We start from the raw sequence: 14,180 nt of genomic DNA, 5'->3' as shown, positions 1-14,180 counted from the left end.
CTTATGTCCCGAAACACTGATACATCGGATGATGTGCAGGTCTGGGAAGGAAACCATCAGAAGTACAAAGAAGGTTTCTTCACTCAGCTGCAAACCGAAGAATTTGAAAACGGCATCAACGAAGACGTTGTGCGCGCGATTTCTGCCAAGCGTAACGAGCCAGAGTGGATGCTTGAATTCCGCCTGAAGGCGTTTGCTGCCTGGTTGGAAATGGAAGAGCCGCACTGGCTGAAGGCGAACTACAAATCGCTGGATTACCAGGATTACAGCTACTACTCCGCGCCATCGTGCGGCAACTGTGATGACAGCTGTGCTTCCGAGCCTGGCGCCCAGCAGACGTCCGGTGCGACGCCTGCTAACTACCTGACTGAAGAAGTGGAGAACGCCTTTAAGCAGCTTGGCGTCCCGGTTCGTGAAGGTCAGGAAGTGGCCGTTGATGCGATTTTTGACTCGGTATCGGTTTCCACAACCTATCGTGGCAAGCTGGCAGAGCAGGGGATTATCTTCTGTTCCTTCGGCGAAGCGATCCACGATCACCCGGAACTGGTTAAACAGTATCTGGGCACCGTGGTTCCTGCTAACGACAACTTCTTTGCTGCGCTGAACTCCGCGGTGGCTTCCGACGGTACTTTTGTGTACATCCCGAAAGGCGTCCGTTGTCCGATGGAGCTGTCGACCTATTTCCGCATCAACGCGGCGAAAACCGGCCAGTTCGAGCGCACCATCCTGATCGCCGATGAAGGCAGCTACGTCAGCTACATCGAAGGCTGTTCCGCGCCGGTTCGCGACACCTATCAGCTGCACGCGGCCGTTGTTGAAGTCATCATTCATAAAGATGCTGAAGTGAAGTACTCCACCGTGCAGAACTGGTTCTCCGGCGGCGAGTCTGAAGGCGGTATTCTGAACTTCGTTACCAAGCGCGCGCTGTGTGAAGGTGAGAACAGCAAGATGTCCTGGACGCAGTCTGAAACCGGCTCCGCGATCACCTGGAAATACCCAAGTGTGATCCTGCGGGGTGACAACTCGGTCGGTGAATTCTTCTCTGTGGCGCTGACCAGCGGTCATCAGCAGGCGGATACCGGCACCAAGATGATCCACATCGGCAAGAACACTAAGTCGACCATCATCTCTAAAGGTATCTCAGCGGGCAAAAGCCAGAACACTTACCGTGGTCTGGTGAAAATCATGCCGACGGCAACCAATGCCCGTAACTTCACCCAGTGTGACTCGATGCTGATTGGTGCTGACTGTGGCGCGCATACCTTCCCGTACGTGGAAGTGCGTAACAATACGGCGCAGCTGGAGCATGAGGCGACGACGTCAAGAATTGGTGAAGATCAGATGTTCTACTGCCTGCAGCGTGGCATCAGTGAAGATGACGCCATTTCGATGATTGTGAACGGCTTCTGTAAAGACGTCTTCTCCGAACTGCCGCTGGAATTCGCGGTAGAAGCGCAAAAACTGCTGGCGATCAGCCTTGAACACAGCGTGGGCTAAGCGCCCGCGCCAACGGTCATTCAGCGCAGTGCCGGACAGCACTGCCAGGGAAACACTATGTTAAGTATTAAAGATTTACAGGTTAGCATTGAAGATAAAGAGATCCTGCGCGGGCTGGACCTCGAGGTAAAAGCGGGTGAAGTTCACGCCATCATGGGCCCGAACGGTTCAGGTAAAAGTACGCTGTCTGCCACGCTGGCGGGCCGCGAAGAGTACGAAATCACCGGTGGTTCGGTCAGCTTTAAAGGCAAAGACCTGCTGGAACTCTCTCCTGAAGATCGCGCTGGCGAAGGCATCTTTATGGCTTTCCAGTACCCGGTAGAGATCCCAGGCGTCAGCAACCAGTTCTTCCTGCAGACGGCCGTCAACTCCGTGCGCAAATACCGCGATCAGGATGCACTGGACCGTTTCGATTTTCAGGACTTCATCGAAGACAAAATTCAGCTGCTGAAAATGCCTGAAGATTTGCTGACCCGTTCAGTCAACGTCGGCTTCTCCGGCGGTGAGAAAAAGCGTAACGACATTCTGCAGATGGCGGCTCTGGAACCTGAGCTGTGCATTCTGGATGAAACCGACTCCGGTCTGGATATCGATGCCCTGAAAACCGTAGCCAACGGCGTGAACACGCTGCGTGATGGCAAGCGTGCCTTCATCATTGTCACTCACTACCAGCGTATCCTGGATTACATCAAGCCTGACTTCGTCCACGTGCTGTATCAGGGCAAGATTGTGAAGTCTGGTGACTTCTCGCTGGTGAAACAACTCGAGGAGCAAGGCTATGGCTGGCTTACCGACCAGGAATAGTGACAATGCCCTCCAGCAGTGGCATCACATGTTTGAAACGCAGAGCGCTAACCGTTCCCTGCAGGCGCAGCAGCACTGGCAGCAGGTGCTGCGTTTAGGTCTGCCGACGCGCAAGCAGGAAAACTGGAAATACACCCCGCTGGAAGGCTTGTTCGACCATCAGTTCGCGGCACCAACAGCGGCTGACGTGACGGCAGAGCAGGTTAAAGCCCTGGCGCTGGATATCGACGCGATCAAAATGGTCTTCGTTGATGGCCGCTTTAATGCCGCCTTAAGCGACAGCGAATTCGATCTGTTCAACGTTCAGGTGACGGATTCAGCGCAACGTCGCGAATTGAGCGCACCTGTGCAAGCGGAAGTGTTCCTGCATTTGACCGAAAGCCTGGCGGAAGAGGTGACGTCAATTCATCTTTCGCGTGGCAAATCGGCCGCACGTGCGCTGTATATGCTGCACATCAGCAGCAGTGCGCAGGCAGAAATGAGCACCTCGCATTACCGTCATCATCTGCAGTTAGATGAAGGCGCGGAAGCGACTATTATCGAGCACTACGTCAGCCTGAACGAAGCCAGTCATTTCACCGGCGCACGCTTCACCGCTAACGTTGCGAACAATGCCCAGCTTAAGCATTACAAACTGGCGTTTGAACACAACAGCAGCTATCACTTCTCGCACAACGATCTGGTGATTGAGCGTGATGCGAATGTGAAAAGCCATAGCTTCCTGCTGGGTGCGGGCCTGACTCGCCACAACACCAGCGTTCAGCTGAATGGTGAAGGTACCGATTTGGGTATCAACAGCCTGATGTTGCCAGTAGACAAAGAAGTTTGTGACAGCCGCACTTACCTTGAGCATAACAAAGGTCATTGCCAGAGCCGTCAGCTGCACAAAACCATCGTGCGTGATAAAGCCCGTGCGGTGTTTAACGGCATGATTAAAGTGGCGAAGCATGCGCTGAAAACCGACGGACAGATGACCAACAACAACCTGTTGCTGGGCCGCCTGGCCGAAGTGGATACCAAACCTCAGCTGGAAATCTACGCGGATGACGTGAAGTGTAGCCATGGTGCAACCATTGGTCGTATTGACGATGAGCAGATGTTCTACCTTCGTGCCCGTGGGATTAACGAAGAGTCTGCCCAGCGCATGATTATCTACGCCTTTGCCGCCGAACTGACTGAAGCCATTACGGATGAGGTGCTGAAAGAAGCGGTGATGCAACGTATTGCTCAGCGTTTCCCTGGAGGCCTTCAATGACTTTTGACCTGGCACGCGTCCGGGCTGAATTTCCGGTTCTGTCGCGAGAAGTGAATGGCCAGCCTCTGGCCTATCTCGACAGCGCCGCAAGCGCCCAGAAGCCGCAGGCAGTGATCGATGCTGAAAGCCATTTTTATCAACATGGCTATGCCGCTGTGCACCGGGGTATTCATACCCTGAGTGCAGAAGCGACCACCGAAATGGAAAACGTCCGCATTCAGGCGGCACGTTTCCTTAATGCTGCTTCGCCAGAAGAGATTGTCTTTGTAAAAGGCACCACTGAGGCCATCAATCTGGTCGCCAGCAGCTGGGGCGGAAGTCAGTTACAGGCGGGTGACAACATCATCATCACCGCGATGGAACACCATGCCAATATCGTTCCGTGGCAGATGGTGGCCCAGCGTACCGGTGCTGAAATCCGTTTTATCCCGCTGACCGATACCGGTGAGCTGGATCTCTCGGCGCTGCCAGGTCTGATCGACAGCCGCACGCGCATGCTGGCGCTGACTCAGGTCTCCAACGTGCTTGGCACGGTAAACCCGGTGAAAGAGATTATCGCGCAGGCGAAAGCCGCAGGCGTGGCGACGCTGGTTGATGGTGCTCAGGCGATAATGCACGAGACCATCGATGTGCAGGATCTCGGCTGTGATTTTTATGCCTTCTCCGGGCATAAAATTTACGGACCGTCCGGCATCGGCATCCTGTATGGCCGTAAAGCCATGCTGGATCAGATGCCACCCTGGGAAGGCGGCGGATCGATGATTGCCAACGTAAGCCTGACTGAAGGGACCACCTATAACGCGGCACCATGGCGTTTTGAAGCCGGTTCACCGAACACAGGTGGCATTATCGGCCTGGGCGCTGCGTTAAAATGGGTGACCGATCTGGGTCTGGACGTTATTCAGGAACGTGAGCAGTCGCTGATGCGTTATGCCCTCGACAAGCTGGCTTCGGTTCCCGATTTGGTGATTTACGGTCCGCAGCAGCGTGCCGGCGTTATCGCCTTCAATCTGGGACAACATCATGCCTACGATGTCGGTAGCTTCCTCGATCAGTACGGCATTGCTATCCGCACTGGCCACCACTGCGCCATGCCGCTGATGACCCATTACGGCGTGCCGGCGATGTGTCGTGCTTCTTTCGTGCTGTATAACAGCGAAGAAGAAGCCGATCGCCTGGCGGCAGGACTGACACGTATACACCGTCTGTTGGGCTGATTGCCCGGCGGCTTTCGGAGGAACGAATGGCAACCTTGCCAGAGAAAGAAAAACTGGTTCGCAACTTTACCCGCTGTGCGAACTGGGAAGAGAAGTATCTGTACGTCATTGAATTAGGCGCGATGTTGCCAGAATTGTCTGAATCATTGCATCAGCCGGAAAACACCATCTCTGGCTGTCAGAGTCAGGTGTGGATCCTGATGAGCACCGATGAAAGCGGCCGTGTTCAGTTACGGGGTGACAGCGATGCAGCGATCGTTAAAGGGTTGATTGCGGTAGTCTTTATTCTGTATCAGCAGATGACACCTGCAGAAATTTTGGCCTTTGATGTGCGTCCCTTTTTCGAACAGCTGGCGTTAGCTCAGCACCTTACGCCTTCCCGTTCTCAGGGGCTGGAAGCGATGATCCGCGCTATTCGTCAAAAAGCTCAGGTTCTCAGCCAGGGCTAACTTGCTACACTTCTCGACAGGCTTCCCGCTTCGCACGCGGGAAGTTTCTTCATCCTAACCGAGAAATTCGCATGAAACCTTTGTCTCCTCTTGCCGCATTGCTCCTGACACTCCTTACCTCAACGCAGTATGCCCGCGCTACCGATTATCCTTTGCCCGCAGATAACAGCCGCTTAATCGGCGAAAATTCGACCTATATCGTACCCAATGATGGTCGCCCGTTGGAAGTCGTTGCCGCCAAATACAAAATTGGCCTGTTGGGCATGTTAGAAGCGAATCCCGGTACCGATCCCTGGTTACCAAAAGCGGGCAGTCAGTTGACCATTCCTACGCAAATGCTGCTTCCGGATACCAAGCGGGAAGGGATCGTGGTGAACGTGGCGGAACTGCGGCTTTATTACTACCCGAAAGGGGAAAACAAAGTGGTGGTTTACCCCATCGGCATCGGTCAGCTGGGTGCGAACACGCCACCGATGGTCACCAGTGTTAGCCAGAAAATTCCAAATCCCACCTGGACGCCCACCCCCAATATTCGCAAACGCTATGCCGCTGAAGGCAAAACCTTGCCCGTGACGGTGCCTGCGGGCCCGGACAATCCGATGGGGCTGTATGCGATGCGGCTGGCTTACGGGCAGGGGCACTACCTGATCCACGGCACCAACGCGGATTTTGGCATCGGCATGCGCGTCAGTTCGGGCTGTATTCGCCTGAGGCCGGATGATATTGAGGCACTGTTCAACAGCGTGCCGAAAGGCACCAGGGTGCAGATTATCAACCAGCCGGTGAAGTATGCCGTTGAACCGGATGGCAAACGCTATCTGGAGGTCCATCAGCCGCTCTCACACAGCGATAAGGACGATCCGCAGACCATGCCGCTGCCACTTAATGCTACGGGCAAAAAGTTCGTTAAAAGCGAGCACAGCGATGCTGAGGTGATTAAAGAGGTGTTGGCGCGCCGTTCAGGCATGCCGGTGCTGGTGAGTCAGGGTGAAGCGGTGACCCCAGATACGACCATGCCTGCCATTATGCAGCAGAGCGATTCTGAGCATGCGAAGGCGGAACCGGCAACTGTGAGTCAGGCTCAGGGCGAAACCCCGCAGAATTGATTGTGGTGCGTTTAGCATGCCATTGTCGGGGAGGGCAGGATATCAGGAAGGCAAGTGAAAAAGTGATTGGCAGGGAAGCTGAGAAAAAGCCAAAAAAAATGGCGCACAATGTGCGCCATTTTCAAACCAGAACTCTTACTTACGGTAAGAGTGAGCCTGGTTGTCCAGACGCTGGTTAGCGCGAGCTGCGTCGTCTTTAGCAGCCTGAACGTCAGAACGCATTGCGTTCACGTCGTTGCTCAGCTGGTCAACTTTAGCGTTCAGAGTCTGCACGTCGGTAGACAGCTGATCGATTTTAGCGTTGCTTGAACAGCCAGCCAGCAAAGTTGAACCCAGGATTACCGCGCCCAGTACCAGTTTAGTACGATTCATTATTTATACCCTCTAGATTGAGTTAATCTCCATGTAGCGTTACAAGTATTACACAAAGTATTTTCTAATGAGAATAAATTTTTGATGAGAACGTGCTTAAATTTGATCGTTCGCTCAAAGATGCACCGTCTTTCCAGTTTTATGCAAAAAAATTAGCTAAAACAGGCTACTTTAATCGGACACATCTTAAGATTTTTCTATTCGAACGGTTAATTTCAAATGGAAGTTTTATGAAAGGCCTTAACACAAGTTGTAAAAAAAGCGCCTCTCGGGGCGCTTTTTATCTACAAGGCGTAATCTTCTATTACAGCACGTGCACAGAGGCAGTATTGGTAGTTCCGCTTGGTACTAACGCACCAGAAACCATGACTACCACATCACCCTTCACACCGTAGCCGCTAGCCAGCGCGGCTTCTTTACCTAAACGGTAGAAATCGTCAGTAGAGGCGATCTCTTTCACCACAGAAGTGATGATACCTTTGCTCAACAGCAGCTGACGAGCCGTCTGCTCGTTAGTGGTCAACGCAAGGATAGTGGCGTTCGGGAAGTACTTACGCACTGACTTGGCTGATTTACCGCCTTCGGTCGCAACCACGATGATTGGCGCTTCCAGGTTCTGCGCGGTTTCAACGGCGCCACGGCATACCGCTTCGGTGATGCGCATTTTGCGGTTGTCATGCTGAGAGTCGATACGGCTCTTCATCACGCGGTCAGTACGCTCGCAGATAGTGGCCATAATGGTCACTGATTCCAGCGGGTACTTACCCTTAGCACTTTCACCAGACAGCATGACGGCGTCAGTCCCGTCCAGGATGGCGTTCGCCACGTCGCCAGCTTCCGCACGGGTAGGGCGTGGGTTTTTGATCATTGAATCCAACATCTGCGTCGCGGTGATCACCACTTTGCGGGCGCGGTTACATTTCTTGATCATCATCTTCTGCGCGAAGATCACTTCTTCAACCGGGATTTCAACGCCCAGGTCACCACGAGCAACCATGATGCCGTCAGACGCTTCGAGGATCTCGTCGAAGTTGTTCAGGCCTTCCTGGTTTTCGATTTTAGAGATGATCTGAATGTGCTCGCCGCCGTGTGCCTTCAGGTGCTCACGAATTTCCAGCACGTCTGAACGCTTACGGATAAAGGACGCGGCCACGAAGTCCACGCCTTGCTCGCAACCAAAGATCAGATCGCGTTTGTCTTTTTCAGCCAGTGCAGGCAGCTGGATAGAAACGCCCGGCAGGTTAACGCCTTTGTTTTCGCCCAGGTCACCGTTGTTCAGCACTTTACAGACCACAGTGGTTTCGGTGACTTCAGTCACTTCCATACCAATCAGGCCGTCATCAACCAGCACGGTGTTACCGATTTTCAGATCGGCGGTGAAGCCTGCATAAGTCACTGCGACGCGAGAATCATTACCAATCACTGACTGGTCAGTGGTGAAGGTAAAGGTCTGGCCGGCTTTCAACGAGGCATCGTTGCCGCCTTCCAGTTTCATGGTGCGGATTTCAGGGCCTTTGGTATCCAAAAGGATAGCCGCCTGATGTCCAGTGTTACTCATCACGGCACGCAGATTTGAGATACGTTTACCGTGTTCATCGTAATCACCGTGGGAGAAATTAAGGCGCATTACGTTCATGCCTGCATCAAGCAGGTTGGTCAACATTTCTTCGGATTCGGTTTTTGGACCGATAGTACAAACGATCTTAGTCTTTTTCATGACGAGTTATCTATTAAGTTGTGATGGATGAGAAAAGCGAGATCCCGGGAGCTGGAAAGCGCCGGCTAAGAATTCGTGCCTGAAAGGCGAACTGCGATACAAAATAAGAATAGGTGACTGTGGTAAAGCGTGCAGGGGAAGTTGAGACGCGGTTTCAGCGCGCGCGCAAGAGTGCGTTGCGCAACATGCTATCGTTTTTGCTATAGGGTCAACCATACGCTGAAACCATTCAAGTGAAACAACGTTGCACATTATAGTAGTTAAGTTGGCGAAAACCAATCAAAAAGCAGCAGGGAGTGTGGCAAAGGTTGCGATAGATCAGCTTGTTGCGCAAAAAAGGAGACGGGTGTTTTTAGGATTTAACGCAGAGTAAGGCAAGATGGTGCGTTCTAGAGGACTCGAACCTCCGACCCCTACCATGTCAAGGTAGTGCTCTAACCAACTGAGCTAAGAACGCGAAACTAATGGTGCGTCCGAGTGGACTCGAACCACCGACCCCTACCATGTCAAGGTAGTGCTCTAACCAACTGAGCTACGGACGCACTGTGGTGCGTTCTAGAGGACTCGAACCTCCGACCCCCACCATGTCAAGGTGGTGCTCTAACCAACTGAGCTAAGAACGCACTGATTGCTGTCTTGGTAACAGCGGGGACGAATATTAACGACAGCCTCAACGACTGGCAAGCGGAAATCTGCTTTTTTCTTCACGACTGCTGCGCAACTGTGCGAAGCGCAGCAATTTTGAACATCACCGGCAGAAAATTGCCGAAAAATTAATGTGCTGCGCGCGCCAGAATCACCGCTGCTGGCTGTTGTTGCAGACGCCTCATCCGCCACACCATCATCACTGCTGCAGAGGTCAGGCCGATAATAAAACCGATCCAGAAACCCGCAGGCCCCATGCCTGGCACTACCCAGTCGGTCATCGCCAAAACATATCCGCACGGTAAGCCCAGTATCCAGTAGGCAATGAAGGTGATGAAGAAGATCGAACGGGTGTCCTTATAACCGCGCAAAATACCGCTACCAATCACCTGAATTGAGTCGGAGAACTGATAAATCGCTGCCAGCAGCATCAGATGAGCGGCAAGGGTGATCACCTCTGGGTTATCGGTATAGAGCTGCGCTATATGTTCACGGAAGGTGATGGTGAAAAGCGCGGTTATCAAGGCGAGCGACACGCCCACCGCCTGCGCGGTCCAGGCGGAAACCCGGGCTGCTTCCGTCGAGCCCTGCCCCAGGCGGAATCCCACCCGGATGGTGGTCGCGACACCCAGCGAAAGCGGCAGCACGAACATCAGCGAACTGAAGTTCAGCGCGATCTGATGGCCCGCCACTTTGACGATGCCCATGGGTGAAACCAGCAGGGCAACCACGGCAAACAGCGTCACTTCGAAGAACAGCGCCAGTGCCACCGGCAGGCCGAGCTTGAACAGGCGCCATAGAACCGCATGATCGGGACGGGTGAAGCGATCGGTCAGACGGATATCACGCATGGAGCGCGCGCGGCTGACCCAATACTTCATGGCGATAAACATCACCCAGTAGACCGAAGCCGTTGCCACGCCACAGCCCACGCCGCCGAGAGCCGGCATGCCGAAATGACCATAAATGAAGATATAGTTAACCGGGATATTCACCAGCAGACCAATAAAGCCCATCACCATGCCAGGTTTGGTTTTAGATAACCCTTCGCACTGATTGCGCATGACCTGGAAGAACAGATAGCCCGGCGCGCCCCATAGCAGCGCATGCAGATAGCCGACAGCAATCTCCGCCATTTTCGGGTCGATATTCTTCATCGAACGGATAACAAATCCGGCGTTATACAGCACCACCATGATCACGATGGCGACCACGCCAGCCAGCCAGTAAGCCTGGCGAACCTGATAAGCCACGCGATCGCGTCGGCCGGAGCCGTTAAATTGCGCAACAACAGGCGTAAGTGACAGTAACAGACCATGGCCGAAGAGAATGGTAGGCAACCAGATAGACGTGCCCACGGCGACGGCGGCCATATCCGTGGCGCTCACTGCGCCGGCCATAATGGTATCAACAAAACCCATTGCGGTTTGCGCAACTTGCGCAAGGATCACCGGGATTGCCAGCGCTAATAATTGACGCGCCTCTGTCAGGTACTTCTGCACTTATACACCTATTGAATTAGCGGGAGGAAGGGGCTCTGCGAAGGCAAAAAACGTTATTTTAGCGAATTATCAGCAGGGCAGGCCGCACAGTGTAATGATCGCAGAGGAAATAGCCAATGATTCGCGTTAAGAATAGCTCTTCATGTCACGTTAAATCATCCGGTTGCATTTGGTTTTCTCACTTAGCCAGGGCAAACTAGTGCAAGAATTCAATTATTGAGGCCATGACTATGTTTACCGGTATTGTGCAGGGCACCGCAGAGGTGCTGGCAATTGAAGAGAAACCTAATTTCCGTACGCATATCGTCCGCTTACCGGCTGAATTGTTGCCGGGTCTGGAGTTGGGCGCATCTGTTTCTCACAATGGCTGCTGCCTGACGGTAACTGAAGTGCAGGGCGATCGCGTCAGTTTTGATTTAGTGAAAGAGACATTGCGTATTACGAATCTTGGCGACCTTAACGTCGGCGATACGATTAACGTTGAACGTGCGGCAAAATTCAGCGATGAAATTGGCGGTCATTTGATGTCCGGGCACATTATGACCACCGCAGAAATCAGCAAAATTATTACCTCTGAGAATAATCGCGAAATCTGGTTTAAGCCGCAGGACGCTCAGCAGATGAAATATATCCTTCATAAAGGCTTTATTGGCATTGAAGGGATCAGTCTGACTGTGGGTGAAGTGACTAAAACTAAATTCTGTGTCCACCTTATTCCTGAAACGCTGGCGAGAACCACGCTGGGCGCGAAACGTCTGGGTGATCGGGTGAATATTGAAATCGATCCTCATACCCAGGCGATTGTCGAAACCGTCGAACGGGTACTGGCTCAACGTGAAGCGGCTCTGCTTGCTGCGGCAGCCTCAGAGCTTGATGAGTAACCCATAAAATAAAAAAAGGCTGACAATTCATCTTGTCAGCCTTTTTTTTGAGCGATCTTAATGCGGGACGCGTAAACCGCCCTCAACCCCATGGGTAAAGACCACCTGCCACAGTTGAATATCGCGGGCGCGGAAAGCGCCGGCACAGGCATTCAGGTAATAGACGAACATCCGTTTAAAACGCTCACCGTATTTTTCTGCCAGCTGGGGCCAGGCCGCGAGGAACCGCTCGTGCCATGCCATCAGAGTGGTGTCATAGTCCTGACCAAAGTTGTGCCAGTCTTCCATAACGAAATGCGGCTCGTGCGCTTCAGAGATGTGGCGTACTGAAGGCAGACAGCCATTGGGGAAAATGTACTTATTGATCCAGGGATCAACATGTTCATTGGTCTTATTGGCACCTATGGTGTGGAGCAGGAAAATACCGTCAGGTTTCAGATTGCGGTTTACCACGTCAAAATAGGTGGCGTAGTTTTTAGGTCCAACATGTTCAAACATGCCTACGGAAGATATGCGGTCAAACTGCTGGTTTAAATCGCGGTAATCTTGCAACAGAATAGTGACATCCAGCCCTTCACATCGCTGCTGGGCCATTTTCTGCTGTTCAGCAGAGATCGTTACGCCAAATACGCTGACACCGTAATTTTTGGCGGCATATTCAGCCAGTCCGCCCCAACCACAACCAATATCCAGCAGTGACATGCCCGGTGCTAATTGCAGTTTATCGCAGATCATTTTTAATTTAGCACTCTGTGCTTCTTCCAGCGTTTGCGCTTCTTTCCAGTAGCCACAGGAATATTGCATATGATCATCAAGCATCAGTGAGAACAGATCGTTACCCAGATCGTAATGTTCTTTACCAACAATCCAGGCGCGTTTTCGTGATTGCAGATTGGTTAATCTGGCGGCAGCTATTCTGAGCGTATCTTTAAAGTGGTGGGGGAGTTGTTGATCGAGTTTAGCGACCAGAACGCGATGGAAAAACATATCCAGATTTTCGCATTCCCACCAGCCATCCATATAACTTTCGCCCAATCCCAGTGAGCCCTCTTGCATCACGCGCTTGAAGAACTCCGGATTTTTAATCTGGATATCCCAGGGGCGTGTGCCGTTGACCTCAATATCCGCATTGCGTAGCATTTCCTGGACGATTCGATACCAATGATCCTCGACCAGGCTCACTTCTTCTATACACGATGAACTCATAGCTTCTCCATCACCCTGTGTGATTGAAACCTGAGAAATAGAATAGACAATTTCTACAGGATTTGAGAACACGCACGGATAAACCGTACGCCTGATATCCGGCGTTACAGAGGATTGTTAAGAATAGTGCCTGCAGAGTTGCGCAACGAATGCCGCGCGGGATAACACCTTGACCACCCTGTCAGGACTCAAAAAATTGCGACGAACTTGTTATTTTGTGTTGCCTGAAATGAGTATATGCTCACGCCAGGCAATATTCAATTGTTTATTGTTAGGGTGCTAACCAATTGGAATCAAGCTGTTAGCGACCGCTGTGTGCGTCCGCCAGAGCCAGCTTTTCCGCCTTCGCCCGTTGTAAAATATAGCCGATTCCTGCCAGAACAACAGTTGAGATCATCACCAGCGAGGTGGTGAACAGCGATGTGCTGATAAATGTGGAAACAATCAGACTGGCGATACAGCACAAACCCAGTTGCAGCGTGTTCTGCAGGGCAGCGGCTTTACCACTCGATTGCGGGAAAGGTAAGAGGGCATTCGACACGACAATCGGATAAATCGCACCGTTTGCTAACGCCATACCGCAGAACGGCAGCAATAACGCCACCATAGACGGATCTTCAATCTGCGCGGCGATAAAGAAAGCCACAATACTGAGGGAATAGATTGCCAGCAACCAGGGCAGCAGGGAGCGGCCTTCAGTGTGTTTCAGCAACGTACGGCAGCCAAAGCCGCCAATCAAAAAGGCCAGCGTCTGAGGCACGTAGCTCAGCCCAATGTCACCGGGAGACATGCCCAGAGCGCCAAGAATGAAGGGCGACCCGGTCAGCCAGGCGAAGAAGCTGGCTGAACAGGCGGCATAAATCAGCACGTTACCGCTGTAAACCGGCGATTTTAACAGGCTGAAAAAGCCCATTTTCTTCACGCCATCCACCACCGGCTTCTTCACCGTTGGCGCGAGGAACAAGGTGGAAATCAGCAGCACCACTGCGACCAACAGCAGGGCGACAAAAATGGCGCGCCAGCTGAAATGGTTGAGTAACCAGGCGCCCAGTAACGGCGCGAGCGCAGGCGAGAGTGCCACTAACGGCATGATCGAGGCGAATACGCGGTTTGCCTGGCTGGCGGAATAGCGGTCGACAACCAGTGCCTGCCAGCTGACGGCAGCGGCACAAATCCCCACCGCTTGCACAAAGCGCAACGCCAGCAGGGCAGCAGCAGAATTTACCCACCACATCGCGCCACAACTGACGGCGAACAGACTCAGACCCATCAACAGTACAGGCTTACGGCCAATACGATCCGACAATGGACCCCAAAACAGCTGGGCGATGGCAAAACCCGCCAGGAACAGGCTGAGGCTGGCACTGATGATCCCGGCATCGGTTTGCAGGTCTTGTTGCATGGCACCAAAGGCAGGCAGGTACATATCGGTAGCGAGGAAACCTGCCACGCTTAACAGCGCCAGGTAAACAATAAATCCTTTCGAAGGCATTCTTTTTCTCTTTATTTGTGATGAACGAAACGCCGCA

The 14,180-nt window shown here is 52.6% G+C and carries 12 protein-coding genes and 3 tRNA genes; 7 read left to right on the top strand and 8 right to left on the bottom strand.

The features are described from left to right. The first annotated feature begins 3 nt into the window (after window positions 1-3). The 6 genes from sufB to AC1UKS_RS12430 all read left to right on the top strand — a co-directional run bounded on the left by sufB (window position 4) and on the right by AC1UKS_RS12430 (window position 6,328). Window positions 4-1,497 carry a Fe-S cluster assembly protein SufB gene (gene sufB, locus AC1UKS_RS12455; protein WP_013201923.1) on the top strand — a complete coding sequence of 498 codons (1,494 nt, stop codon included), beginning with the start codon at window positions 4-6 and terminating at the stop codon, window positions 1,495-1,497. A 57-nt stretch (window positions 1,498-1,554) separates the two neighbouring features. Beyond that, a complete protein-coding gene (sufC, locus tag AC1UKS_RS12450; protein ID WP_013201924.1) occupies window positions 1,555-2,301 on the top strand; it encodes a Fe-S cluster assembly ATPase SufC in 747 nt (248 codons plus the stop codon). Then, the gene (gene sufD, locus AC1UKS_RS12445) at window positions 2,276-3,556 is read left to right on the top strand and encodes a Fe-S cluster assembly protein SufD (RefSeq protein ID WP_482433837.1); all 1,281 of its coding nucleotides are present in this window, start codon (window positions 2,276-2,278) and stop codon (window positions 3,554-3,556) included. Before sufC ends, sufD begins: the two co-directional genes overlap by 26 nt. After that, window positions 3,553-4,773, top strand: a complete 1,221-nt coding sequence (gene sufS, locus AC1UKS_RS12440; protein WP_482433835.1) for a cysteine desulfurase SufS — start codon at window positions 3,553-3,555, stop codon at window positions 4,771-4,773. The genes sufD and sufS overlap by 4 nt, the downstream gene beginning before the upstream one ends. Window positions 4,774-4,799: 26 nt before the next feature. Further along, on the top strand, window positions 4,800-5,222 hold the full coding sequence (gene sufE, locus AC1UKS_RS12435; RefSeq protein ID WP_265910282.1) for a cysteine desulfuration protein SufE: 423 nt from the start codon (window positions 4,800-4,802) through the stop codon (window positions 5,220-5,222). Window positions 5,223-5,293: 71 nt separating this feature from the next. Continuing rightward, a complete protein-coding gene (locus tag AC1UKS_RS12430) occupies window positions 5,294-6,328 on the top strand; it encodes a L,D-transpeptidase family protein (protein WP_482433833.1) in 1,035 nt (344 codons plus the stop codon). A gap of 135 nt (window positions 6,329-6,463) precedes the next feature. Here AC1UKS_RS12430 and AC1UKS_RS12425 read toward each other — a convergent pair whose 3' ends face one another. The 6 genes from AC1UKS_RS12425 to AC1UKS_RS12400 form a co-directional block, all read right to left on the bottom strand. Continuing rightward, the gene (locus AC1UKS_RS12425) at window positions 6,464-6,700 is read right to left on the bottom strand and encodes a major outer membrane lipoprotein (RefSeq protein WP_013201929.1); all 237 of its coding nucleotides are present in this window, start codon (window positions 6,698-6,700) and stop codon (window positions 6,464-6,466) included. 304 nt (window positions 6,701-7,004) lie between these two features. After that, window positions 7,005-8,417 carry a pyruvate kinase PykF gene (pykF, locus tag AC1UKS_RS12420; RefSeq protein ID WP_482433832.1) on the bottom strand — a complete coding sequence of 471 codons (1,413 nt, stop codon included), beginning with the start codon at window positions 8,415-8,417 and terminating at the stop codon, window positions 7,005-7,007. Between the two features lie 380 nt (window positions 8,418-8,797). Next, window positions 8,798-8,874 (bottom strand) — tRNA-Val (locus tag AC1UKS_RS12415). 8 nt (window positions 8,875-8,882) lie between these two features. Continuing rightward, window positions 8,883-8,959, bottom strand: a tRNA-Val gene (locus tag AC1UKS_RS12410). Window positions 8,960-8,963: 4 nt separating this feature from the next. After that, window positions 8,964-9,040: transfer RNA gene (locus AC1UKS_RS12405), tRNA-Val, on the bottom strand. Between the two features lie 150 nt (window positions 9,041-9,190). Further along, window positions 9,191-10,564 (bottom strand): MATE family efflux transporter, encoded by a 1,374-nt coding sequence (locus AC1UKS_RS12400; RefSeq protein WP_482433830.1) that lies wholly within the window; start codon window positions 10,562-10,564, stop codon window positions 9,191-9,193. A gap of 230 nt (window positions 10,565-10,794) precedes the next feature. Here AC1UKS_RS12400 and AC1UKS_RS12395 point away from each other — a divergent pair, with 230 nt between their 5' ends. Further along, on the top strand, window positions 10,795-11,445 hold the full coding sequence (locus AC1UKS_RS12395) for a riboflavin synthase subunit alpha (protein WP_482436968.1): 651 nt from the start codon (window positions 10,795-10,797) through the stop codon (window positions 11,443-11,445). A gap of 57 nt (window positions 11,446-11,502) precedes the next feature. Here AC1UKS_RS12395 and cfa read toward each other — a convergent pair whose 3' ends face one another. Together cfa and punC are read right to left on the bottom strand one after the other, a co-directional pair. Next, window positions 11,503-12,651 carry a cyclopropane fatty acyl phospholipid synthase gene (gene cfa, locus AC1UKS_RS12390; protein ID WP_482436965.1) on the bottom strand — a complete coding sequence of 383 codons (1,149 nt, stop codon included), beginning with the start codon at window positions 12,649-12,651 and terminating at the stop codon, window positions 11,503-11,505. 301 nt (window positions 12,652-12,952) lie between these two features. Next, window positions 12,953-14,143, bottom strand: coding sequence for a purine nucleoside transporter PunC (gene punC / locus AC1UKS_RS12385; RefSeq protein ID WP_482433829.1), 1,191 nt, complete (start codon window positions 14,141-14,143; stop codon window positions 12,953-12,955). Window positions 14,144-14,180: the final 37 nt, after the last annotated feature.

Source organism: Erwinia sp. AK-PDG3-5, from assembly GCF_056821705.1.
Note: the sequence above shows the minus strand (reverse complement) of the source record. Positions and strands in the feature narration are given on the sequence as shown.